Below are 21,368 nucleotides of genomic sequence, written 5' to 3' on the forward strand. Positions count from 1 at the left end.
CGGACCATCCAAGGGGCAGATACGCCGGGCATGGCCCGGCGCGACCGGTCAGGCGGCCGGGAGCGTACGGGTACGCAGCAGGCGCACCAGCGCCCACACCACCAGCACCACACCGATGGCCTCGACCATCGCCAGCGCGAAATGCAGCACGCCGAGGATGGCACTCAAGCTCGACACGGCACTGAAATCACCGCTGCGGACCATCCACATCGGCAGGATGCCCGCCGCCATGCCGCCGAGGCTGGCCAGCAGCAACAGCAGCAGGCCGACCAGGGCACCGGTGCGGGTGGCATCGCGCGGTGCGCCGACCACCCAGACCAGGCCCACGCACAGCGCGATCAGCACCGGCAGGCGCACGCCCACCATGCTCAGCACCGTGACCAGCAGGGTTGTGCCGTCCATCGATCAGTCCTCGCCGGCCAGCACGGCCGAGCCCTGGCGCAGCGACTGGTAGACCTCGTCGGTCTGCGGGCGCACACCGTGCCACTGCAGGAAACTCTCAGCGGCCTGCTCGACCAGCATGCCCAGGCCATCGACCGTATTGCGGCACTCTGCGGCGCGCGCCCAGGCCAGGAAGGCGATCGCCGCTTCGCCGTAGTTGAGGTCGACGGCGGTGGTCATCGAGTTGACCAGCGACAGCGGCAGCTTGAACTCGACGTCGCGGTCGCGGCCGGCCGAGGTGGCGTTGACGATCAGTTCGAAGTCACCCAGATCACGCAGGTCTTCCCAGTAGCGGCTGATCGCGCGACCCGGCTCACCCATCGCATCGATCAGTTCATCGGCGCGTTCCGGTGTGCGGTTGACCACCACCAGCTCGGTGATGCCGGCATCAAGCAGCGCCGGGGCGACGCTGCGCGCGGAGCCACCGGCACCGATCAGCAACATGCGGCGGCCACGCAGGTCCAGGCCATGGCGGTCGGTCAGGTCACGCACCAGGCCGATGCCGTCGGTGGTGTCGCCATGCCAGCGGTCGCCCTTGCGCAGCAGCGTGTTGACCGAACCGGCGCGGCGCGCGCGTGCGGTCAGGGTGGTGCACACCGAGAACGCGGCCTCCTTGTGCGGCGAGGTGACGTTGGCGCCGACACCGCCGTCGGCGGCGAAGGCCTCCAGGCCGGCCAGGAACGCCTCCGGGGCCAGGTCGATCGCGCGGTAATCCACCGCGATGCCTTCCTGGCGACCGAACGTCGCGTGGATCTGCGGCGACTTCGAGTGGGCAACGGGGTGTCCGAAGACGGCGTAACGGTCGGTCATGGAATCCTCAAGCTGGCTAGACTGATGCTCTTTCGTGCACGGACCCGGATGATGCGCATCACCCCGCCCCTGCTGGTGCTTGCCGCCAGTCTACTCTCTGCCCCCGTGGCGATGGCGTTGAACGAGTACGGCATCGAAGGCATGGGCGTGGTCTCGACCCGCGCCGACGAGGGCCGCGCCACGATCAGTGCCGATGGCCGGCGCATCGTCTTCGCCCGCCGCGGCGAAGCCGGCTGGGGCCTGTGGGAGGCGCGCGTGGTCGATGGCCGCTGGCAGCAGGCGCAGGCCCTGCCGGTAGGCGTGGCCGGCGAGGCCCGCGATCCCTACTTCAGCCGCGACGGCCGCTGGCTGTTGTTCGCCGCCGGCCGCGAAGGCGCGCTGGCGCTGTACCGGGCTGCGGTGGAAGCAGATGGCCGGCTGGGCAAGGCGCACCCCATGGCCGGCGACGGTGGACGCCACGAAGAGCGCGGGCCGGCCCTGAGCGCGGACGGCACGCGGCTGCTGTTTGCCCGCCAACAGGGCCGTGGCGCCGGCTGGAACCTGTTCGTGGCGACGCTGGATGCGCAGGGCATGCGCGGCCCGGCCACCGCATTGACAGCGTTGAACAGCGCCGACGACGAGACCGACGGCGACTGGCTGGGTAACGATGGCGCGGTGGTGTTCAGCCGCGGCAACGGCGCAACCGCACAGGTGTGGAGCAGCGGCTGCGCGTGGAGTGGCGCGCCCCTGCAACCGTTGGGACTGTCGTTCAACCAGACCGGCGGCTGGACCGGCGCGCCGGTGATCGACAACGCCAAGCCAGGCGAAATGATGGTGGCCAGCAGCGCGGCCAGGGCACCGCGTGCCGGTGGCGTGGACGTGTACCGGTTGGCGGTGCCGAAGGTGGCGGCGGTGGCCGGGTGCGTGCGGTAGATCCACGCCGCGCGTGGATGGCGCCCGCGAAGGGGATCAGAGCCCTTTCCTGCGGAAAGGGATCCGACCCCGGGCATTGCCCGTCAGCGCGACAACACCTTGGCGCGCAACTGCTCGTACTCCATCTCGCTCAGCTGGCCATTGTCCTTGCGCTGGTTCAGCGCGGCCAGCTCGGCCTGCACGCTGTCCGGCAGGGCCTGCTCACGGGCCACGTGGCGGGCGGCGGAGAGCTGCTCCGGTGGGCGCTTGCCCGCGCGCCAGGCGGCGATGAAGACACCGACGATGATGGCGCCGAACACCAGCGTGCCGGTGCCCCAGATCAGCCATTGCATCCATCCCAGTTCGGGTCCCATCGCGCAGTCCTCCGTCTATCGTGGCGCTATTGTCAGCGCTCGCGCAGCCATCGCGCCACCTGCGGCGCGAAATAGGTCAGCACGCCATCGGCACCGGCCCGCTTGAAGCCCAGCAGCGACTCCAGCACGCAGGCGCGCTCGTCCAGCCAGCCGTTGGCGAAGGCGGCCTTCATCATCGCGTACTCGCCACTGACCTGATAGGCGAAGGTCGGCACGCCGAATTTTTCCTTCACCCGGCGCACCAGGTCCAGGTACGGCATGCCCGGCTTGACCATCACCATGTCGGCGCCTTCTTCCAGGTCCAGCGCGATCTCGCGCAGGGCCTCGTCGCCGTTGGCCGGGTCCATCTGGTAGGTCTTCTTGTCGGCCTTGCCGAGGCTGGCCGCGCTGCCCACCGCATCACGGAACGGACCGTAGAACGCCGAGGCGTACTTGGCCGAGTAAGCCATGATGCGCACGTTGACGTGGTTGTCGGCATCCAGCGCACGGCGGATCGCGCCGATGCGGCCATCCATCATGTCCGACGGCGAAACGATGTCGACGCCGGCTTCGGCATGCGACACCGACTGCTTGACCAGCGCTTCGACAGTGATGTCGTTCAGTACATAGCCCTTGTCGTCGATGATGCCGTCCTGGCCGTGGGTGGTGTACGGGTCCAGCGCCACATCGGTCATCACCCCCAGTTCCGGGAAGCGCGACTTCAGCGCGCGGATCGCGCGTTGCGCCAGGCCGTCCTCGGCCCACGCCGCCGATGCATCCAGCGATTTCAGCGACGGGTCGATCACCGGGAACAGGTCGATCACCGGAATGCCCAGCTCCAGCGCCTCTTCGGCCACCTTCAGCAGTTCTTCGATCGACAGCCGCTCCACGCCCGGCATCGACGGCACTGCGGCGCGGCCGGCCAGTTCGTGCACGAACACCGGGTAGATCAGGTCGTCGGTGGTCAGCGTGTTCTCGCGCATCAGGCGGCGCGAGAACTCGTCGTGGCGCATGCGGCGCGGGCGGTACAGCGGGTGGGACATGGCAGGCTCCGAGGAGTGGCTATTGCAACAGGTAGCCCTGCGGCAGCAGGGGTTCGGGCAACGGGCGTTCGCCGAGCGCATCGAGCTGGTCGATCTCGATCGTGCGCACCAGCGCGTCCAGCGGCAGATCGTTCGGCTCAAGGCCGAAGGGGTCTTCCATTTCTTCGCCCAGCTGGTCCAGGCCGAAGAAGGCATAGGCCAGCACCGCCGACAGCACCGGCGTGCCCCAGCCCAGCGAACTGGCCAGGCCGAACGGCAGCAGCACGCAGAACATCCACGCGCAGCGGTGCAGCAGCAGGGTGTAGGCGAACGGCAGCGGCGTGGTGAGGATGCGCTCGCAGCCGGCCTGGATCGACGACATCGCGTGCAGGCGCTCTTCCAGCTGGGTGTAGAGGATGGGCTCGAGCTGGCCGGCGCGCAGCGCATGCGCCAGTTCGGCCGCGATCATCGCCAGCAGTGCATCGGGCACGTTCTCGCGCTGGCCCAGCTGTTCGCGCTGGCGCTTGTCCAGCCACGGCAGTGCTGCCAGGGCGACGATGCGACCACGCAGTCGCGCCGCCAGCGCATGGGCGAACGCGGTGGTGAGGTAGGCGACGCGACGACGACGGCCCGCGTCGTCGGCCAGCAGCAGGTTTACCTGGCGCGCCAGCGAACGCGATTCGTAGATCAGCTGGCCCCACAGCTTGCGTCCTTCCCACCAGCGGTCGTAGCAGGCGCTGTTGCGGAAGCTGAGGAAGATCGACAGCACCAGGCCAAGCAGGGTGAACGGGGTCACCGACACGCGTTCGATGCCGGTGGGGGGCGCCAGTTCGACCACCGCAGCCACGGCGATGGACAGGATCAGGATGGCCAGCACCTTCGGCGCGATCGCTTTGACGATCGAACCGCGCAGGATGTACAGCAGTTGCCAGCCGTGGGGACGGGGTCGGATGATCATGGGGCAGCCGCGCGGGGCGCGGATTCACAGGCACGCGGGGGGCTCGCGCAGCCATTCATTGTACGCCCCCGCCCGGCCATCGGCCGTGTGCCTGCGACGCCCTGTCGCACCCGGGACCGGGCTCAGACCACGCCGCCGCCCAGGCCAAGACGCAGGATGCCGACCACCACCACGATACCGTTCAGGACCAACCCGGCCCACGCCCGGCCACGCTTGCTCGGGTGGGTGAACAGGATGCCCAGCGCGGCGATCACCGCACCGACCGCAGCGAACGGGATCAGGAACCAGTTGCCCCAGCCCAGCAGCGGAATCAACGCCAGGATCATCCACAACAGCGCCAATACGCCCCACAACAGACTGATCACACCCATGCCGCTCTCCCGCAGTTGGTTCCTGGCCCCACCATAATCGTTCCCGTTGCCGCCGCCTACTGCCATTGGCGGGGCTGTCACCCGGCCCGTGCTAGCGTGCTGTCGTGCGTGCCCTGGCCCGGGTGTTGGCGCCGATTCAGAGTGGCCCGCCGATCATCGCAACCAGTCCTGCAGGGGAAGTGCCATGAACATCCGTTGGGCCGCGTTGGCGGCCACGCTGCTGGTCGCCGCCGGCTGTGCCAGCACCTCCAAGGTGATGCTGGGCCGCGCGCGCGCACCGATCGATCCGGCGCTGGTGCAGATCTATTCGACGCCACCGGCCGGCTCCCAGGAAATCGCCCAGCTGGAATCGTCTTCCGCCGTCGGCTTCGGCACCCAGGGCCAGACCGACGCCGCGGTGGCCCGCCTGAAGCGTGAAGCCGCAGCGCTGGGCGCCAACGGCGTGGTGCTGATGGGCGTGGGCAGCAGCGGGTCGCCGGTAGGCATGTCGGTGGGCGCGGGCACGTTCGGCTCGCACGTCGGTGGCGGCGTCGGCATCGGGATTCCGACCACGCAGAAGCGCGCCGCGGGCGTCGCGATCTGGGTGCCGAATCCGGCACCGCCGGCGCGGTTGCCGACACAGGTGATCACGCCGCAACCGCAGCGGTGACGCGGCACTACCGCTGCAACCGACGCATCGCTCTGGTGGGTGCCAACCTTGGTTGGCACGACCCCACAGCGCCGACCAAGGTCGGCATCTACCCACACCGGTTGCCGGCCAGCGGCCGGCACTACCCGGTGATGCTCAGCGCTTGTACTTCGGCACGAACACCTTGTTCACTGCGTCAGCCAGCTGGTCCGGCGGCAGCAGGCCCTGGTCGAGCAGGAAGTTGTTGAACGCCAGGCGGTCGAACTTCGCACCCAGCGCCAGTTCCGTCTGCATGCGCAGTTCCAGGATGCGGGTGTAGCCGTAGAAGTAGCTGCCGGCCTGGCCCGGCATCCGCACCATGTAGCGGTCCAGTTCCTGGGTGGCCATCGCCTTGGACAGGCCGACCTGCTCCATCAGCACGCGCTCGCCGTTGGCACGGTCGGTCAGGCCGAGGTTGAGCATCGGGTCGAGCATCGCGCGCGCGGCGCGCAGCAGGCGGAACTGCAGGGCGATCATCTGTCCGTCCAACGGCTCGTACGGCACCATCTCGGCTTCGGCGTACAGCGCCCAGCCTTCCACGTTCACCGAATTGAACGCGAACATGGTGCGTGCCAGCGACACACCACGCTCGACCATCGCGGTGAACTGCAGCTCGTGGCCGGGGCGGCCTTCATGCGCGCTCAGCGTCCATGCTGCGGCACCGAAGTTGAAGTCGTCGTACTGCGCGCCCGGGCCCGCTGCCGGGTTGCCCAGCGGCAGCACGAAGGTGCCCTGCTGCCCGGTGTTGTTGACCAGCGGGGCCGGCAGGAAGTGCGGGGCCGGGCTGGCCGCGCTCTCGGCGGCCGAGCCCAGGCGCATCTGCATGGCGCGCTTGGGCACGTCGACGATGGCGTGCTCGCGGATCAGCGGATCGATCGCATCGATCACCTTGCGGTAGTGGCCTTCCAGATGGTCGTCGGCGATCTTGTCGGCCTTCAGCGCACGGATCACCGCCACCGGATCGCTCGGGTCGGCCACCTTCAGCCCCTTCTCCTTCACCACCAGCGGTGCCAGCTGCTGCATCGCCGAGCGGGTTTCCATGAACTCCAGCTGCGCGCGCTGCATCAGCAGCTTCGGGTCGATGTCGATGCCGACCTGCTTGAGCTGGTAGGCGTACAACGGCGCCGGCAGGCGTGCGTCGGCACGTGCCTTCGGCAGTACCTCCTTGCGGGTCCAGGCGGCGTAGTCCTTCATCTGCCCGGCCAGCGCCTTCATCGCCTCATCGGCGCCGGCAATCTGGTACTTCTTCAGCAGCGACTCGATACCGGTGATGTAGGTCTCGACGTTGTCCAGCGACTGCTGCACTTCGATCCTAGTCGGCTGCAACAGGCTGCTGTCCTTCAGCCGTTCCTCGTAGCGCTGGCGCGCCAGCGTGGTGAAGGCGGTGCCGCCCGGTTGCAGGCCGGCATAGGCCTTGAGGCGGTCGAGCGCCTTGGCCCGGCGCTCGGCCGGCACCTGGTCGGACAGCAGCAGGTTGAGGCCGCTGAACACGGTCTGCGGCGCATCGCTCCACGGCAGCAGGTACTTCTCGTTGAGCTCGCTTCCTTCGATGTTCTGGCTGGCGGCGTGGATCATGATCTCCAGGTCCTGGCGGACATTGGGATCCTTCTCGACGGCCAGCTTTGCCTTCAGTTCGTCGCGTGCCTTGGCCATGGCAGCGCGGTAGCGCTTGCCGTTGTCCGGGCCGAGATCGGCCACCTTGTCGTCGTAGCCGGGCACGCCGAAGAAGCCGGTTTCCTCCGGCTGGAACGGGCCCTGGGCGTCCAGCAGAATCTGCGCCAGCGCATTGCTGCGGGCGACCCAGGCCGGGCTGGCCGGGGTGGCGGCCTTGGCGGAGGGTGCCGCCAGCGCCGGTGGTGCGGACAGCAGCGGTGCGGCAGTCAGGGCCAGGGCAACGGCGAGCGCAATCGGCTTCATGGGACACTCCAGCAAAGGGTTGCCCGCACCCTACGCGCTCACGGCAATGGCGACAATCGGCGGGAAGTCATGGCGGGCTGGTTGTGCAGCCGGGCTCCGCGGAAAGCTGGCGGGCGTAGAGTCGACTGTCAGTCGACCATCGCGCGCAGCGCGGGGGTTTTCGCTGTCTGATCGAAGAGCAGTCGACTGGCAGTCGACTCTACCCGGTCGACTCTATCCAGTCGGCGTCCCGCAGTCGCCTGCGCCCGGAGGTCAGAGCACGGCGGTCAGCGGGCATTCGCCGCGATCACGGCAGGCCTTCAGCTCGCACTCCTGCGCGGCCTCGTCGTCGTCCAGCGCCGTCAGGTCGAAGGTCTGCTTGTCCTCGCCCAACACGTACATCACCGGGTAGTCCCACACGTCATCGCGACGGGTACCCTGCACGAACAACCGTCCGTGCGCATGCGGTCCTTCCAGGGCTACGGTCAGGCCGACATCACGCTGGCCGTTGATCGCAGTCTGCATGCTGCCCAGCGGCATCGACTCGATGTTCAACGGCTCACCGAACGCTTCCACCAGTTCAATACTGCAGCCCGCGCGTCGCAGCGCCTCGCGCATCGGCGGGCTCTCGCGTGCCGCCTCGCTCCAGCGCAGCACGCTCCAGGTCACTACACCCCCTGCACCACCCAGCACCAGCACCACCATCAACGGCATCGCCCAGCGCCAGTGGCGGCACCACCAACCGGCGGATGCGGGGTCATGGGCGGGAATCGGCGGTGGCAGGGTCATCGGCGGGCTCCTTCCCGTTGCTGGATCAGGGCTTGAGGCAACGTCCCAGGAAGGCTTCGGCCACGCGGTAGCGATGCAGGGCATCGGCGCCGGACAGGCCATGCTTGGCACCCGGGTAGGTCATCAGCTCGAACGGCTGTGCACGCTTCTGCAACGCACTCATCAGGCTGGTCGAATTGGTGAACAACACGTTGTCGTCGGCCATGCCGTGGATCAGCAGCAGCGACGAGCGCAGGCCATCGATATGGGTCAGCACGCGCGCTTCGCGGTAACCCGCTTCATTGCGCGCCGGCAGGTCCATGTAGCGTTCGGTGTAATGGCTGTCGTACAGGCCCCAGTCGGTCACCGGCGCACCGGCCACGCCACAGGCGTACTGGTTCGAAGCCTTGGCCAGCAGCATCAGGGTCATGTAGCCGCCGTTGGACCAGCCCTGCACGCCGATGCGCGCCGGGTCCACCCATGGCTGCTGCTTCAGCCAGGCCACGCCGCGCAGCTGGTCGGTCACTTCCACCGTGCCCTGCTTGCCATACAGCGCACCACCGAAGTCGCGGCCACGGCGCGGGGTGCCACGGTTGTCCAGCGAGAACACCACGTAGCCCTGCTGGGCCAAGTACTGGTTGAACAGGTGGTCGCCACGGCCGGGCCAGCTGTCGGTGACGGTCTGGCTGGCCGGGCCACCATAGACGTACACGGCCACCGGGTAGCGCTTGGACGGATCGAAGCCGGCCGGCTTGATCAGGCTGTAGTTCAGCGGGGTCTTGCCGTCGGCAGCCATCAACGTGCCGAACTCCACCGGGCGCTGCGCATCGCGGTAGCGCGCATACGGATGCTTGGGATCGGCCAGGTCGTTCTCGAGCAGGGTGGCGATCTTCTCGCCATTGGCGCGGAACAGTTCGATCTGCGGCGGCGTGGTGCTGTTGGACCAGCTGTCCACGTAGACGCTGGCGTTGCGGGCGAAGCTGGCGCTGTGCATGCCCGGCGCCTTCGACAGGCGCTGCGGCTCACCGCCCTGCAGCGACACCGCGTAGATCTGGCTTTCGCGCGAGGTCTCGATGCCGGCGCGGAAGTAGGCCTTGCCGGCCTTTTCATCGACCGCCAGCAGCTCATCCACCGGCCAGTTGCCGTGGGTCAGCGCGGTGGCCTTGCCCTTGCTGTCGATGCGGTACAGGTGCTGGAAGCCGGTGCGTTCGGACGACCACAGCACGCTGCCATCGTCCAGGAAACGCAGGCTGTTGTGCAGCGGCACCCAGGTCGGGCTGGTTTCGTGGGCGAGCACGCGCTGGCGGTTGGAGTCAAGTGCCACTTCCACCAGGTCCAGCTGCTTCTGGTCACGCGACTGGCGCTGGAAGCTCAGGTGCTGCGCATCGCGCCAGTCCACGCGGGCCAGGTAGATGTCCTGTTCCTTGCCGAGGTCGACCCAGCGCGGCTGCGCATCGGCGGTCGGTGCGATCACGCCCAGCTGCACGCGCACGTTGGCGTCGCCGGCGGCCGGGTAACGCTGTTCGATAACATCGGTGCGGTCGGCATAGACCTCGTAGCGCTTCTGCACCGGTACCGGGGATTCGTCGATGCGGGCAAAGGCAATCGCCGAATCGTCCGGCGCCCACCAGTAACCGGTGTGGCGATCCATTTCCTCGTCGGCGACGAACTCGGCAACGCCGTTGCCGATGGTGGTGCTGCCGTCGCGGGTCAGCTGCAGCTGCCTGCCGCTGGCCAGGTCGATCACCCACAGGTTGCGGCCGCGGATGAAGCTGACGAAGCCGCCCTTGGGCGACAGCTTGGCGTCGGTGGCGAAGCCTTCACCATGGGTCAGCTGGCGCACCGCCGCCTGGCCCTGCTGCTTGAGGTCGTACAGGTACAGCTCGCCGCCCAGCGGGAACAGCAGGCGCTGCGCGTCCGGCGACCACTGGTAATCGACGATGCCGGTCATCGCGGCGATGCGCTGGCGCTCGCGGCGGGCCTTCTCCTCGTCGCTGAGGGTCTCGGTGCCGGGCAGCACCACCTTGGAATCAACCAGCAACCGGGTCTGGCCACTGTCGATGTCGTAGGTCCACAGGTCCAGCTGGTTGCGGTCGCTGTCCTTGCCGCGCAGGAAGCTGACCTGCGAACCGTCGGGCGCCACCTTCGGCTTCATCAGGGTTGGGCCGGACAACGGCAACGGGCCGGTGATGGCTTCCAGGGTCAGCTTTTCAGCGTGGGCGGCGGTACTGGTGGCGAGCATGAGGGCGAGCGAAGCGAACAGGTGGCGCATGGAGGATCCCGGCAAACGGCAGGTCCGCCCCCGCGATGGACGCGGAGCGGTCGTCCCCCATCCTAACCAAGCCTGTGCGGGAAGGCAGCATGACCTTCTGCCCATGCCGCGGTGCTGGGGTCGGAGCCCTTCGCGCTGCAAAGGGATCCGACCCCGAGGCGGTCAGCGCTGGCCGAACAGGTGCTTGCGCTCCTCGTCGCTGAGCGGCTTGCCGGCGTTGGGGTTCACCTGCTGGCGCAGGGCATAGGCGCGCTGGGTGGCCGGGCGTGCGGCAATGGCTTCATGCCAGCGCTTGAGGTTCGGGAACGCGGTGAAATCCACCGGCAGCTTGTCGTAGGCGCCGATCCACGGGTAGCTGGCCATGTCGGCGATGGTGTACTCGTCGCCGGCCAGGAAGGCGTGCTGGGCCAGGCGCTTGTCCATCACCCCGTGCAGGCGGCGCACTTCGTTGTCATAGCGCTCGATGGCATACGGGATCTTTTCAGGCGCGTATACGTTGAAGTGGCCCATCTGGCCGCTCATCGGGCCCAGGCCGGCCATCTGCCAGAACAGCCACTCCAGGGTGGTGACGCGGCCGCGGGGGTCGCTGGGCAGGAAGCGGCCGGTCTTCTCGGCCAGGTACAGCAGGATCGCGCCGGACTCGAACACGCTCTGGGGAGCACCGCCATCGGCCGGGGCCTGGTCGACGATGGCCGGCATCTTGTTGTTCGGCGAGATCGCCAGGAATTCCGGCTTGAACTGGTCGCCCGAGCCGATGTTGACCGGGTGGATGCGGTATTCCAGGCCGGTTTCTTCCAGCAGCAGGGTCACTTTGTGGCCGTTCGGGGTGGGCCAGTAATACAGGTCGATCATGGCGGCGGCTCGGGGTGCGGAAAGGAACCTGAAGTCTAGTGCGTGAGTTGGGTTGGCACCGTCATGGCGGGCCGGTAACCTCGCCTCTCCCCCGCAACGCAGCATCCCTCGCATGAGTGCAAACCGCCCGCCGCTCTCCCCCTTGTCCACGCTGATCTTCGCCTCGCGCTGGCTGCAGCTGCCGCTGTACCTGGGCCTGATCGTGGCGCAGTGCGTCTACGTGTTCCTGTTCGGCAAGGAACTGTGGCACCTGATCTCGCACTCGGTGTCGATGGGCGAGCAGCAGATCATGCTGATCGTGCTGGGCCTGATCGACGTGGTGATGATCTCCAACCTGCTGGTGATGGTGATCGTCGGCGGCTACGAGACCTTCGTCTCGCGCCTGCGCCTGGAAGGCCACCCGGACCAGCCGGAATGGCTGAGTCACGTCAATGCCAGCGTGCTGAAGGTGAAACTGGCGATGGCGATCATCGGCATCTCCTCGATCCACCTGCTGAAGACCTTCATCGCCAGCGGTGCGCTGGGCGGCATCCCGCTGTGCACGCCGGAGCAGATGAGCGTGGCCGCTGCCAACATCGGTGTCGCCCGCTGCTCGATGCTGACCCAGGATGGCGTGCTGTGGCAGACCATCATCCACTGCGTGTTCATCCTGTCGGCGATCGGCATCGCCTGGACCGACAAGCTGATGTCCAACAGCCACAGCAAGTCGCACGACAAGGCACACGACCACTGAGGTCGCCGCCGCCAGCGGCTTGACCGCCGCTGCCCCATTCCGGCCACCGTCCCTTGTGCGCGGCGGTGGCCGGGATGCTAGATTGCACCCTCGCCGTTGCCGGCGGTGGCGTCGGGAAACGTCACCCTGCCGCGCCCGGACCGCAGGTCCCGGCCATGCGTATCAATGATTTACGTCACGTCGTCTTCTAGAGGGGAGCAGGATGTCGCACGTCTCAACGATCACCGCCGCGCGCCGGTGGCTGCCGGTTGCCCTGGCACTGGCACTGGCCGCCTGCTCGGGCAAGGAAGAATCCGCAGCGCCTGCTGCCGCCACGGCGCCTGCCGCTGCCGCACCCGCCGCACCGGCGGTTGCTGCCAAGGTGCAGTCCATGGGCACCGAGCAGCTGCGCGAGTCGGCCAGCCAGGCGCTGCGCGAGAACCGCATGTATGCACCGGCCGGCGACAACGCCATCGAGTACTACCTCGCCCTGCGTGACAAGACGCCGGACGACGCCTCGGTGAAGAGCGCACTGACCGACCTGCTGCCGTACACCCTGATCGCCGCCGAGCAACACCTGGGCCGCGAGGACTACACCGAAGCGCAGCGCCTGGTGGCACTGATCGAGAAGGTGGATGCATCCGCGCCGGCCCTGCCGCGCCTGAAGGACGGCCTGGCCAAGGGCGTGCAGAACGCAGCCAAGCGCACCGAAGCGGAAGCCGAGAAGGCCAAGAAGGACGCCGAGGACCGCAGCAAGCAGCAGACCGAGCAGCAGCGCCTGAGCGAGCAGCGCGCCAAGGAAGCCGACGCCGCCAAGCAGATTGCCGCGCAGCAGGATGCCGCGCGCCGCGACAACGAGCGCCAGGAAGCCGAGCGCCAGGCCGCCGCCCGCCGCGAGGCCGAGCAGAAGCAGCAGCAGGCTGCCGCCCAGCAGGCCAGCGCCGCACGCCAGGCCGCCGCACCGGCAGCGCCCACCCTGCGCCCGGTCAGCACACCGGCGCCGCGCTATCCGGGCGAAGCGCTGCGTTCGGGAACCTCCGGCGAAGTGCTGGTGGAGATCACCGTCGGCACTGACGGCTCGGTGGTGAACGCTCGCGTGCTGCGCGCGACGCCGGGACGCGTGTTCGACCGTGAAGCCCTGAACGCGGTCAAGCGTTGGCGCTTCGAGCCGGTCAGCGCGCCGGTGACCACCCGCCGTACGCTGGTGTTCGCGCCGGGCAACAACTGAACGAAAAAGGGGACGGAGGGGATTAAGTCGTTTCTGCCCCTGCAATGACGCCAAGGCCCGGCATGTCCGGGCCTTGTCCGTTTCAGGCCGCTCCATCGATCAGTCGTTGCAGTGCCGGATCGCGCGCCGTCAGTACCTGGAACAGGCCCAGCGCGTGCAGGCCCGGCAGCAGCGCACGCAGATCGGCTTCGGCAGTGGCACGCCTGGCGGGATCGCTGGCGGGATCCTGCCAGTCACGGACGCTGGCCAGGAAGGCGCCGACACTGCCCTTGCGCACGGTGAGGCCGTTCACCTGCACGTCGTTCTGATGGTCGGAAAGAATGTCCTGTGGCTGCATGGCGAAGCGCTCCGTTGAGGTGGGCTCCAGTGTCGGGGCACGGACGCGACGTTTCTGCCGTATAACTGCCAATCGATATGGCAGATCAGACAACCGCCGCATTGCTCGACCCCGCGCTGGCCGATGCCACCGATGGACCGGCGGTGCTGGCGGCCCGGCTGCGCCAGCTCGGCAAGCGTCGCACGGCCCGCCACCGGCATGCGCGTGGGCAGCTGCTGGGTGCGTACCAGGGGCTGCTGCGGATCGCCGCCGACGACCTGCACTGGCTGCTGCCCGCAGGTCACGTCGCCTGGATACCGCCCTTGCTGCCCCACGCGCTGCTGGGCGCAGACGGGTTCAATGGCTGGAGCCTGTACTTCAACGCCGAGGCCTGCCTGGGTCTGCCCGCCACACCACGCATCTTCCAGCCCAATGCGCTGCTGCAGGCGGCGACAGCACGTGCGCTGCAATGGCCCCATGCGCCACTGGATGCTGCGCAGGCACGCCTGGCCGGCGTGATCGCCGATGAGATTGCCGCCAGCACGCCGCTGCCGCTGGCCCTGCCACAGCCGCGTGACCGGCGCCTGGGCCGGATCGCCGCCGCGCTGGCTCGCGCGCCGCACGACAACCGCAGCGTCGAGGACTGGGCCGCCAGCAGTGGCCTGTCCGGCCGCAGCCTGGCCCGCCACTGGCTGGCCGAGACCGGCATGACGCTGAGCCAGTGGCGGCAACGCCTGCGGGTGCTGCTGGCGCTGCCACGCCTGCTGTCCGGCGAGCCGGTGATCAGCGTCGCGCTGTCGATGGGGTACGACACGCCTAGTTCATTCATCGCCGTGTTCAAGCGCGAGATGGGGGTGACGCCTGCGCGGTATGGAAAAGGGGACGGAGGGGATTAAGTCGCTTCTGCCCTCCCCCACGCCATCTCGCGGCATCGCCTGATGTCCTTCGAGGTCACGGAGGCGGCAGTCTGATGAATTCTTGAAGCCCTGAACTGCCATGCCTCGACAAGCGCGCCTGATGTTGGCCGAACAGCCGTACCACGTAACCCAGCGCGGTGTGAACAAGAGGGCGATCTTCGTTGACGATATCGACCGTCAGCTGTTTCTGCACCTGTTGCACAGCGCGTTCCTGAAGCATCAGGTCGCACTGCATGCCTACGTATTGATGGGCAATCACGTTCATCTGTTGGCCACACCTTCCACGCGTGTTGGCTTGGCGAATGCGATGCGGATGCAGGGCAACAACTATGTCCAGGCGTTCAATCAGCGGCATGAGCGCAGCGGACCGCTCTGGCAGGGCCGCTTCCATTCTTCGATGGTGGACAGCGACGCCTATCTGCTCAGCGTCTATCGCTACATCGAACTCAATCCGGTTCGTGCAGGCATGACTGCCGCCCCGGAAGATCACCCATGGTCGAGCGTGCATGGAAACCTGCAGCGGCGCCACGATCCGATGCTGACAGAACATCCCGCATTCCAGGCGCTCGCCCCGACCCAGCGACAGCGGGCAATGCTCTATGCGGAGTTTCTGCAGGACATGAACGCGTCCGCTGACCTGCCGGCAATCCGTGCGCACAGTGCCGGCCAGCATCCGTTGGGAAATGCAGCTTACCTGCGAATGGTGGAACAGACCCTGGGTCGCCCCGTGATGCTGCGCAAGCGGGGGCGCCCTCAGAAGAAGGGGGCGGGGGGTTAGAAACGACTTAATCCCCTCCGTCCCCTTTTGCGGTCAGCCGGAGATGGCCAGGCGCTCGTTGTGGTAGCGACGCACGGCGGCGAACCACAGCACGGCGGCCAGGCCGAGGCTGGCGCCGAGGTAGATGGCCCAGACCGCGGGTGTGATGGTCTCGTGGCGGATCACCTTCAGCAGCATCTGGTTCTGCGACAGGAACGGCACGGCGTACTGCCACAGCTGGCTCTTCACCGGGTAGGCAATCAGCGCATAGCCCGGCAGCATCGGCAGAAGCATCAACCAGGTCATGTGGCTCTGCGCTTCCTTCATGCTCTTGGCCGCTGCGGCCAGGAAGGTCAGCAGCGAGGTGCCGATCAGCAGCATCGGCAGCATCACCAGCAGCATCTGCACCATCGCCATGATGTTCATGTTGAGCTGGCGGCCGATGTTGCCGGGGGCGATCTGCGCGCTCACCTTGAACGCGGCCAGGGTCAACAGCAGCGACGCAAAGCCGACCATGCAGGCGGCGGCGATCTTGCCGCTGACAATCGCACTGCGCGACCCCGGCGTGGCCAGCAGCGGCTCCAGCGACTGCCGCTCACGCTCGCCGGCGGTGGTGTCCATCACCAGGTAGGCACCACCGAGGAACGAGGTGAGGGTCAGCAGGATCGGCAACAACGCCGACAGCATCAGGCCACGCTTGGCTTCGGCACTGGCCATGTCCTGGCTGGCCACGTCCAGCGGCCGTGCGACCTGGGCGTCGACGCCCCGCGCCATCAGCCGCAGCGCCCCTACCTGCCCGTTGTACGTGGCCAACGCCGCCTGCAGGCGCGCAGTGGGCACCTCGGCGGCACGTCGTGTGCTGTCACTGATCACCTCCACCAGCGCCGGCTTGCCATCGGCCCAGTCCCTGCCGAAGTCCGGGCTGATGCGCAGCGCCACGTCGATGTCCTGCGAACGGATGGCCTCGGCCAGGTCCTTCGGCGCAGCAGCGGTATTCAGGCCCTGGGCAGCCAGGAAGCGCACCAGGTTCGGCGCATGTTCGGCGCCGATGGTGGGAATCTGCAGCGGCTGCTCGATCTGCGTGCGCACGCGGCTTTCGGACAGCTTGCCCATGCCCAGGATCAGCAGCGGGTACAGCAGCGGCCCGAACAGCAGGGTCAGCGCCAGCGTACGGCGGTCGCGCGACAGGTCACGCAGCTCCTTGCGCATCACCGTCATCAGGGTCGACATCATGCTCATGCGTGCAGGCCCTCTTCGCTGCCGATCAGTTTCACGAACGCATCCTCCAGGTTGGATTCGCCGGACTGCGCGCGCAGTTCATCGGCGCTGCCGGCGGCCATCACCGTGCCCTTGGCGATGATCACGATGTGATCGCACAGCGCGGCCACCTCCTGCATGATGTGGCTGGACAGGATCACGCAGCGGCCTTCTTCGCGCAGGCCCAGCAGGAAGCGGCGCAGTGCGCGGGTGGTCATCACGTCCAGGCCGTTGGTCGGTTCATCGAGAATGACGTTGCGCGGGTCGTGCACCAGTGCGCGGGCGATCGCGGTCTTGGTGCGCTGGCCCTGCGAGAAGCCATCGGTCTGGCGGTCGAGGATGTCCCCCATGTCCAGCGCGTGCGACAGCACCTCGATGCGCTCGCGGATGCGCTCGGCCGACAGGCCATGCAGTTCGCCGAAGTAGGCGATGTTCTCACGCGCGGTCAGGCGCTTGTAGACGCCACGCGCGTCGGGCAGCACGCCGAGATGGCGACGCACTTCCACCGGATTGCGCGCAGCATCGACACCATCGACGCTGATGCTGCCCTGGTCGGGGGTCATCAGCGTGTACAGCATGCGCATGGTGGTGGTCTTGCCAGCACCATTGGGCCCCAGCAGGCCGGTGATGCGGCCATCCTCGGCGCGGAAGCCGACGTTGGACACTGCCTGGATACGGCCGGTGCGGGTGTCGAAGGCCTTGTGCAGGTTGTCGGCGACGATCATGGTTCCCATCCGTTGAACGAGGTGAACGCCGGCACGTAGCTCAGCGTGTCCAGGCAGCCGGCATCCAGCGCCTTCGCATCGGTCGTGTCGATGAACTGGCCGAGCAGGCGCGGCATGCAGCCGGCAGTCAGCGTGCCGTGGCCCTGGCCACGGGCGACCAGCGCGCGTCCATTGGGCAGGCCCTTGAGGACCTGCTCGGCATAGCGCGGCGGGGTCACCGGATCCAGTTCACCAGACAACAGCAGCGCCGGTACGTCACTGCGCAGCGGCACGGCATTGGCTGCCGGTGCCGGCCGGTGCGGCCATGCCGGGCAGGCGGCAAAGAAGGAACTTGCCACGTCGTTGCCGAACAGGCGCCCGGGATCCTCGGCCGGCGCCTGGTAGCGCGGCGCGTCTTCGCTGCATATCACCGACCAGTGCATGCCACGGTTGATCTGGAAATCCATGCTGCGGTTCGCACCGCGCGCCAACGAGGCGAGCGGCGCGTAGCGGCCGTGCGCGGCTTCATCAAGAACCAGCGGCAGCAATGAGGCGTACTGGGGTACGTAGGAAAACGCAAACGCCAGGCCCACCACACTGTCCGGTGTCAGCACATCCTTCCGGGTGTCATAGGTGCCGGGATCGCGATACTCGACCGGAACCGGTGCACGGCGCAGGGTCTCGACCACGCTGCGCAGCTGCGCACGGGTATCGGTCGGGAAGCGCCTGCTGCAGGCAGCGTCCTTGCGGCACTGCGCCGACTGCAGGGCGATCGCGTCTTCGAACGTCCTGGCGAAATCGCCGCCCACCACCAGCTCATTCGGCACCACGCCATCGATGACGATGCTGCGGGTGTGCTGTGGATAGGTACCCGCATAGCGCTGGGCCACGCGGGTGCCGTAGGACGCACCGATCAGATTGACCCGGTCCACGCCCAAGGCCTGGCGGACCGCGTCCAGGTCGGCAATGGCTTCGGTGGTGGTGTAGAAACGTGCGTCCGCACGTCCCCGCAGGGAAGCCGCGCATCGCTGGGCATAGTCGCGCAGCAAGGCTTCGGAGGGCGCCGCGTCCTCGTCCATCGGCAGTTCCTTTCCGTCCGCGCCGAGGCAGCTGAGCGGGTTGGAGCCGCCGGTGCCGCGCTGGTCGACCAGGAAGATGTCCCGCTGCTTGCGCACCTGGCGCAGCGCGGTATCGACGATGACGGCCACTTCGCTGGCGGCCTGGCCGGGGCCACCGGCCAGGAAGAACACCGGGTCGGGCTGGCTGGAGCCGCTGCTGCCCGATTCCAGCCAGGCGATGCGCAGGCCGATGCGCCGGCCAGCGGGCTGGGCCCGGTCCTCCGGGACCTGCAGGGTGGCGCACTGCGCTTCCACGTTGGCACTGGCACCTACCGTGGACAGCGTGCAGGGCTGGAAGTCGATCGTGCCGAAACGGCGGCTGGGTGCATCGCTGGCGCCTTCGGCGCCGGGTGACGGTGACTGGCTGCAACCGGCAAGCATCAGGCTGGCCAACGCTGCGGCCAACGCGAGGTGGTGTCTTTGCATCGTGCTCGTTTCCCCTGGAGGACGTTCCTGGCAACCACGACGGGCTGCCGCGGAAGATGTGACTCAACTTACACGGGCACGGCGTCGTCGGCGATGGGCAGACGCGAAATCTCCGCCGGCGTGGCGCAGGCCAGGCGATCGCGGCCGGCGGCCTTGGCCCGGTACAGCGCCGCGTCTGCCGCTGCCAGCAGCGTGGACAGCTCGCCCTGGCCGTCGTCCATCGCCAGGCCGATGCTGGCAGTGAACGTCACCGGCCCGGTGGCCAGCCGCGCCGGCTTCTGCTGCAGAGCGGTACGGATCGCCGCAGCCCGCGCCATCGCTTCCGCCTGCGTGCTGCCGGCCAGCACCAGCACGAACTCCTCGCCACCGTAGCGGCCCAGCAGCGTGTCATGGCCCTGCAAACCGTGCTGCATCAATGCAGCGAAGTGGCGCAGTACCTCGTCTCCGGCCAGGTGGCCCCAGCGATGCAGAGCAGGAAGCCAAGCGCGGTGAGGGTGGGGAAATCCAGGGACATGCGGCGCTCATCGGCCGGGGCGGCGCGCGCATCTTGGCGCCTTGTGCTGCGTTCCCCGTGGCGCTGCCTGGCCCGATCGAGATGCGGGGTCTGAAAACGGCGAGCACGGCGGCCGGTGCCTGCGCAGAATCCGTGGGAAACCAAGGAGACGCCCATGCATGCCTGGTACCTCGGTGGCATCGACCACCGCCCGTTCCTGCACCTGTTCGAAAAGAGCGACACCGCGCTGGCTGCGCTGGGCATCCGGCGTCGCTGGGCCGGCGAATCAGGAGGACACCCCTGCCGGATCAGCCTGAGCGATCCGCCCGGTGGCAGCGAGCTGCTGCTGTTGTCCCACGTGCACCTGCCCCTGCACTCGCCCTATCACGCTTCGGGCCCGATCTTCGTGCAGCGTGGCGTGACCCGCTGCGTGCTGCCGCCGGGCGAAGTACCCCCGTACGTGCAGCGCCGGATGATCTCGTTGCGCGCCTATGACCAGGCTGCATTGATGCTGGCCGCCGAGATCAGCGCAGGCACGGATGTCGGCGCTCGGCTGGACGCGCTGTTTGCCGACCCTGCCGTGGCCTTCGTGCAGCTGCACAACGCGGCCCACGGCTGCTTCTCGTGCCAGGCGGATCGCGTCGGCATGACACCGACATGGCCGGATCTCCACGACGTGATCGTTGCCACGCCGAACACGTGATCGCCAGCGCATCCGTTCAGGCCCACGTGAAGCCCGCGGGAAGGGCTTCACACCCACAGTCACGGATCAGCATTTCCATGGTTCCGCACCCGGCACCGCAACTCGATACTCGCCATGGTGCCGCCGAAAGTCCGCCGCGCAGCGCAACTCTGCGGTCACCGCTCTCTTTCGACGACCACAAGGAAGCGCCATGTCATTCCAATCCACACCGCTGCTGCTGGCCACCTCGTTCGCCGCTGCAGGCCTGTGCCTGGCCGGCAACGCGTTCGCCCACGGCACCATGACCACGCCGGTCAGCCGCGTCTATGCCTGTTTCCAGGGCAATCCGGAGAACCCGACCAACCCGGCCTGCGCTGCCGCGAAAGCGGTGGGCGGATCGCAGGCGTTCTACGACTGGAACGGCATCAACCAGGCCAACGCCAACGGCAACCATCAGGCGGTGGTGCCCGACGGCAAGCTGTGCAGCGGCAACAATCCCACCTTCCGCGGCCTGGACGTGAACCGCAGTGACTGGCAGACCACGCCGATCCACGCCGATGCCAATGGCAAGTTCACCTTCGTGTTCAAGGCAACCGCGCCGCACGCCACGCGCGACTGGCGCTTCTTCGTCACCCGCGACGGCTGGCAACCGGGCAGCCCGTTGCGTTGGGCAGACCTGCAGGAGTTCTGCACGCTGGGCAATACACCGCTCTCTGCCGATGGCACCTACAAGCTGCAGTGCACGCTGCCGCAGCGCACCGGCCAGCATGTGATCTACAACACCTGGCAGCGCTCGGATTCGACCGAAGCGTTCTACACCTGCATGGACGTACGCTTTGAAGGCGGCGGCGGTGGTACGGCGCCGGCACCGCAATGGCAGGATGCCGGCCCGGTCACCGCCCGCGGTGAATTGCCGGTCGGTACGACGCTGGCACTGCGCGTGTTCAATGCCAGCGGCAACGATGTCGAACGTGTGGAAGCGACGCTGGCCAGCGGCCAGACCTCGGCCGCGCAATGGCCCTTGGCGCTGGCCCGCAAGGTCAATGCCAGTGCCCGGCATGCGCGCGTGGGCGTGCTTGCCAATGGCGTGATCACGCCGTCGGCGTCGGCCACCGACAATCGCGTGTACCTGAAGGACGGCAACCGCTTCCAGCTCGATACCCAGGTGCCGGACCCGGGTACGCCATCGCCGGGTGGTGATTTCGACCACGTGTACCCGGCGGGCATCGGCAGCTATGTGCCGGGCCAGACCGTGGTGAAGAGCAGCGACGGCAAGCTGTATGCCTGCCGCCCGTTCCCGGAGGGTGCATGGTGCAACGTCAATGCCGAGGCCTACCGGCCGGGCGTGGGCGCGGCCTGGCGCGATGCGTGGATCGCGTACTGACGCAGTGATGTGGGAGGCGGTGCACATCACACCGCCTCCTGGCTCCCCTGCCGCGCAGTGGGGCGCGCGTTGC

General features: G+C 67.8%; 23 protein-coding genes. 8 read left to right on the forward strand and 15 right to left on the reverse strand.

All coding sequences use genetic code 11. The annotated features are described in order from the left end of the window. Positions 1 to 48: 48 nt before the first annotated feature. Together AC5P68_RS11905 and aroE are read right to left on the reverse strand one after the other, a co-directional pair. Positions 49 to 402 (reverse strand): hypothetical protein, encoded by a 354-nt coding sequence (locus tag AC5P68_RS11905; RefSeq protein WP_005411542.1) that lies wholly within the window; start codon positions 400 to 402, stop codon positions 49 to 51. A 3-nt stretch (positions 403 to 405) separates the two neighbouring features. Continuing rightward, entirely contained in the window at positions 406 to 1,251 is an 846-nt protein-coding gene (gene aroE / locus AC5P68_RS11910; RefSeq protein WP_033833778.1) for a shikimate dehydrogenase, read from the reverse strand. Positions 1,252 to 1,299: 48 nt separating this feature from the next. On the opposite strand from aroE, the gene AC5P68_RS11915 reads away from it, so the two are divergent. Next, positions 1,300 to 2,163, forward strand: coding sequence for a TolB-like translocation protein (locus AC5P68_RS11915; protein WP_049403673.1), 864 nt, complete (start codon positions 1,300 to 1,302; stop codon positions 2,161 to 2,163). An 83-nt stretch (positions 2,164 to 2,246) separates the two neighbouring features. On the opposite strand, the gene AC5P68_RS11920 is transcribed toward AC5P68_RS11915, so the two are convergent. From AC5P68_RS11920 to AC5P68_RS11935, 4 genes are all read right to left on the reverse strand, one after another. Then, entirely contained in the window at positions 2,247 to 2,516 is a 270-nt protein-coding gene (locus AC5P68_RS11920) for a hypothetical protein (RefSeq protein ID WP_005411545.1), read from the reverse strand. A 32-nt stretch (positions 2,517 to 2,548) separates the two neighbouring features. After that, entirely contained in the window at positions 2,549 to 3,538 is a 990-nt protein-coding gene (hemB, locus tag AC5P68_RS11925; RefSeq protein WP_049403672.1) for a porphobilinogen synthase, read from the reverse strand. Between the two features lie 19 nt (positions 3,539 to 3,557). Then, positions 3,558 to 4,475, reverse strand: a complete 918-nt coding sequence (locus AC5P68_RS11930) for a bestrophin family protein (protein WP_033833780.1) — start codon at positions 4,473 to 4,475, stop codon at positions 3,558 to 3,560. Between the two features lie 122 nt (positions 4,476 to 4,597). Continuing rightward, positions 4,598 to 4,846, reverse strand: coding sequence for a hypothetical protein (locus tag AC5P68_RS11935; protein WP_005411548.1), 249 nt, complete (start codon positions 4,844 to 4,846; stop codon positions 4,598 to 4,600). A 184-nt stretch (positions 4,847 to 5,030) separates the two neighbouring features. Here AC5P68_RS11935 and AC5P68_RS11940 point away from each other — a divergent pair, with 184 nt between their 5' ends. Next, complete coding sequence (locus AC5P68_RS11940) at positions 5,031 to 5,495, forward strand: YbjQ family protein (protein ID WP_049453566.1); 465 nt, start codon at positions 5,031 to 5,033, stop codon at positions 5,493 to 5,495. A gap of 135 nt (positions 5,496 to 5,630) precedes the next feature. On the opposite strand, the gene AC5P68_RS11945 is transcribed toward AC5P68_RS11940, so the two are convergent. The 4 genes from AC5P68_RS11945 to AC5P68_RS11960 form a co-directional block, all read right to left on the reverse strand. Next, a complete protein-coding gene (locus tag AC5P68_RS11945; protein WP_495217053.1) occupies positions 5,631 to 7,430 on the reverse strand; it encodes a DUF885 domain-containing protein in 1,800 nt (599 codons plus the stop codon). A 252-nt stretch (positions 7,431 to 7,682) separates the two neighbouring features. Beyond that, on the reverse strand, positions 7,683 to 8,198 hold the full coding sequence (locus AC5P68_RS11950; protein ID WP_005414826.1) for a cytochrome c oxidase assembly factor Coa1 family protein: 516 nt from the start codon (positions 8,196 to 8,198) through the stop codon (positions 7,683 to 7,685). A gap of 25 nt (positions 8,199 to 8,223) precedes the next feature. Continuing rightward, positions 8,224 to 10,449 carry a S9 family peptidase gene (locus tag AC5P68_RS11955; RefSeq protein WP_049453562.1) on the reverse strand — a complete coding sequence of 742 codons (2,226 nt, stop codon included), beginning with the start codon at positions 10,447 to 10,449 and terminating at the stop codon, positions 8,224 to 8,226. 162 nt (positions 10,450 to 10,611) lie between these two features. Then, a complete protein-coding gene (locus AC5P68_RS11960; RefSeq protein ID WP_005411553.1) occupies positions 10,612 to 11,301 on the reverse strand; it encodes a glutathione binding-like protein in 690 nt (229 codons plus the stop codon). Positions 11,302 to 11,413: 112 nt separating this feature from the next. On the opposite strand from AC5P68_RS11960, the gene AC5P68_RS11965 reads away from it, so the two are divergent. After that, the gene (locus AC5P68_RS11965; protein ID WP_005411554.1) at positions 11,414 to 12,034 is read left to right on the forward strand and encodes a TIGR00645 family protein; all 621 of its coding nucleotides are present in this window, start codon (positions 11,414 to 11,416) and stop codon (positions 12,032 to 12,034) included. 202 nt (positions 12,035 to 12,236) lie between these two features. Further along, the gene (locus tag AC5P68_RS11970; protein WP_005414830.1) at positions 12,237 to 13,241 is read left to right on the forward strand and encodes an energy transducer TonB; all 1,005 of its coding nucleotides are present in this window, start codon (positions 12,237 to 12,239) and stop codon (positions 13,239 to 13,241) included. An 82-nt stretch (positions 13,242 to 13,323) separates the two neighbouring features. Here AC5P68_RS11970 and AC5P68_RS11975 read toward each other — a convergent pair whose 3' ends face one another. Beyond that, positions 13,324 to 13,578: a hypothetical protein gene (locus tag AC5P68_RS11975; protein WP_033833784.1), complete on the reverse strand. Its 255-nt coding sequence runs from the start codon at positions 13,576 to 13,578 to the stop codon at positions 13,324 to 13,326. A gap of 77 nt (positions 13,579 to 13,655) precedes the next feature. Between AC5P68_RS11975 and AC5P68_RS11980 the strand changes: the two genes are divergently transcribed. Beyond that, the gene (locus tag AC5P68_RS11980; RefSeq protein ID WP_088470161.1) at positions 13,656 to 14,453 is read left to right on the forward strand and encodes a helix-turn-helix domain-containing protein; all 798 of its coding nucleotides are present in this window, start codon (positions 13,656 to 13,658) and stop codon (positions 14,451 to 14,453) included. Between the two features lie 100 nt (positions 14,454 to 14,553). Further along, positions 14,554 to 15,252, forward strand: a complete 699-nt coding sequence (locus AC5P68_RS11985) for a transposase (RefSeq protein WP_049452968.1) — start codon at positions 14,554 to 14,556, stop codon at positions 15,250 to 15,252. A gap of 33 nt (positions 15,253 to 15,285) precedes the next feature. On the opposite strand, the gene AC5P68_RS11990 is transcribed toward AC5P68_RS11985, so the two are convergent. The 4 genes from AC5P68_RS11990 to AC5P68_RS12005 all read right to left on the reverse strand — a co-directional run bounded on the left by AC5P68_RS11990 (position 15,286) and on the right by AC5P68_RS12005 (position 19,206). Further along, a complete protein-coding gene (locus tag AC5P68_RS11990; protein ID WP_033833787.1) occupies positions 15,286 to 16,470 on the reverse strand; it encodes an ABC transporter permease in 1,185 nt (394 codons plus the stop codon). Further along, positions 16,467 to 17,213, reverse strand: a complete 747-nt coding sequence (locus AC5P68_RS11995; RefSeq protein WP_005411560.1) for an ABC transporter ATP-binding protein — start codon at positions 17,211 to 17,213, stop codon at positions 16,467 to 16,469. The genes AC5P68_RS11990 and AC5P68_RS11995 overlap by 4 nt, the downstream gene beginning before the upstream one ends. Beyond that, positions 17,210 to 18,736, reverse strand: a complete 1,527-nt coding sequence (locus tag AC5P68_RS12000) for an alpha/beta hydrolase (protein ID WP_049433065.1) — start codon at positions 18,734 to 18,736, stop codon at positions 17,210 to 17,212. The genes AC5P68_RS11995 and AC5P68_RS12000 overlap by 4 nt, the downstream gene beginning before the upstream one ends. Positions 18,737 to 18,804: 68 nt before the next feature. Then, complete coding sequence (locus tag AC5P68_RS12005) at positions 18,805 to 19,206, reverse strand: diguanylate cyclase (RefSeq protein WP_223846480.1); 402 nt, start codon at positions 19,204 to 19,206, stop codon at positions 18,805 to 18,807. Positions 19,207 to 19,404: 198 nt separating this feature from the next. Between AC5P68_RS12005 and AC5P68_RS12010 the strand changes: the two genes are divergently transcribed. Together AC5P68_RS12010 and AC5P68_RS12015 are read left to right on the forward strand one after the other, a co-directional pair. Then, a complete protein-coding gene (locus tag AC5P68_RS12010; protein WP_049452976.1) occupies positions 19,405 to 19,932 on the forward strand; it encodes a DUF1203 domain-containing protein in 528 nt (175 codons plus the stop codon). A 190-nt stretch (positions 19,933 to 20,122) separates the two neighbouring features. Beyond that, positions 20,123 to 21,295, forward strand: a complete 1,173-nt coding sequence (locus AC5P68_RS12015; RefSeq protein WP_033833790.1) for a lytic polysaccharide monooxygenase — start codon at positions 20,123 to 20,125, stop codon at positions 21,293 to 21,295. Positions 21,296 to 21,368: the final 73 nt, after the last annotated feature.

This window comes from Stenotrophomonas sp. YJH_SMC_58 (genome assembly GCF_059369635.1).

What these genes read in the sequence shown, in the direction of transcription:
- AC5P68_RS12000 (WP_049433065.1), bottom strand. Translation starts at nt 18,736, where the DNA reads ATGCAAAGACACCACCTCGCGTTGGCCGCAGCGTTGGCCAGCCTGATG.
- AC5P68_RS11915 (WP_049403673.1), top strand. Translation starts at nt 1,300, where the DNA reads ATGATGCGCATCACCCCGCCCCTGCTGGTGCTTGCCGCCAGTCTACTC.
- AC5P68_RS11950 (WP_005414826.1), bottom strand. Translation starts at nt 8,198, where the DNA reads ATGACCCTGCCACCGCCGATTCCCGCCCATGACCCCGCATCCGCCGGT.
- AC5P68_RS11955 (WP_049453562.1), bottom strand. Translation starts at nt 10,449, where the DNA reads ATGCGCCACCTGTTCGCTTCGCTCGCCCTCATGCTCGCCACCAGTACC.
- AC5P68_RS11920 (WP_005411545.1), bottom strand. Translation starts at nt 2,516, where the DNA reads ATGGGACCCGAACTGGGATGGATGCAATGGCTGATCTGGGGCACCGGC.
- AC5P68_RS11930 (WP_033833780.1), bottom strand. Translation starts at nt 4,475, where the DNA reads ATGATCATCCGACCCCGTCCCCACGGCTGGCAACTGCTGTACATCCTG.
- AC5P68_RS11975 (WP_033833784.1), bottom strand. Translation starts at nt 13,578, where the DNA reads ATGCAGCCACAGGACATTCTTTCCGACCATCAGAACGACGTGCAGGTG.
- AC5P68_RS11970 (WP_005414830.1), top strand. Translation starts at nt 12,237, where the DNA reads ATGTCGCACGTCTCAACGATCACCGCCGCGCGCCGGTGGCTGCCGGTT.
- AC5P68_RS11945 (WP_495217053.1), bottom strand. Translation starts at nt 7,430, where the DNA reads ATGAAGCCGATTGCGCTCGCCGTTGCCCTGGCCCTGACTGCCGCACCG.
- AC5P68_RS11995 (WP_005411560.1), bottom strand. Translation starts at nt 17,213, where the DNA reads ATGATCGTCGCCGACAACCTGCACAAGGCCTTCGACACCCGCACCGGC.
- AC5P68_RS12015 (WP_033833790.1), top strand. Translation starts at nt 20,123, where the DNA reads ATGTCATTCCAATCCACACCGCTGCTGCTGGCCACCTCGTTCGCCGCT.
- hemB (WP_049403672.1), bottom strand. Translation starts at nt 3,538, where the DNA reads ATGTCCCACCCGCTGTACCGCCCGCGCCGCATGCGCCACGACGAGTTC.
- AC5P68_RS11960 (WP_005411553.1), bottom strand. Translation starts at nt 11,301, where the DNA reads ATGATCGACCTGTATTACTGGCCCACCCCGAACGGCCACAAAGTGACC.
- AC5P68_RS11940 (WP_049453566.1), top strand. Translation starts at nt 5,031, where the DNA reads ATGAACATCCGTTGGGCCGCGTTGGCGGCCACGCTGCTGGTCGCCGCC.
- AC5P68_RS11935 (WP_005411548.1), bottom strand. Translation starts at nt 4,846, where the DNA reads ATGGGTGTGATCAGTCTGTTGTGGGGCGTATTGGCGCTGTTGTGGATG.
- AC5P68_RS11965 (WP_005411554.1), top strand. Translation starts at nt 11,414, where the DNA reads ATGAGTGCAAACCGCCCGCCGCTCTCCCCCTTGTCCACGCTGATCTTC.
- AC5P68_RS12010 (WP_049452976.1), top strand. Translation starts at nt 19,405, where the DNA reads ATGCATGCCTGGTACCTCGGTGGCATCGACCACCGCCCGTTCCTGCAC.
- AC5P68_RS11985 (WP_049452968.1), top strand. Translation starts at nt 14,554, where the DNA reads ATGCCTCGACAAGCGCGCCTGATGTTGGCCGAACAGCCGTACCACGTA.
- AC5P68_RS11905 (WP_005411542.1), bottom strand. Translation starts at nt 402, where the DNA reads ATGGACGGCACAACCCTGCTGGTCACGGTGCTGAGCATGGTGGGCGTG.
- aroE (WP_033833778.1), bottom strand. Translation starts at nt 1,251, where the DNA reads ATGACCGACCGTTACGCCGTCTTCGGACACCCCGTTGCCCACTCGAAG.
- AC5P68_RS11990 (WP_033833787.1), bottom strand. Translation starts at nt 16,470, where the DNA reads ATGAGCATGATGTCGACCCTGATGACGGTGATGCGCAAGGAGCTGCGT.
- AC5P68_RS11980 (WP_088470161.1), top strand. Translation starts at nt 13,656, where the DNA reads ATGGCAGATCAGACAACCGCCGCATTGCTCGACCCCGCGCTGGCCGAT.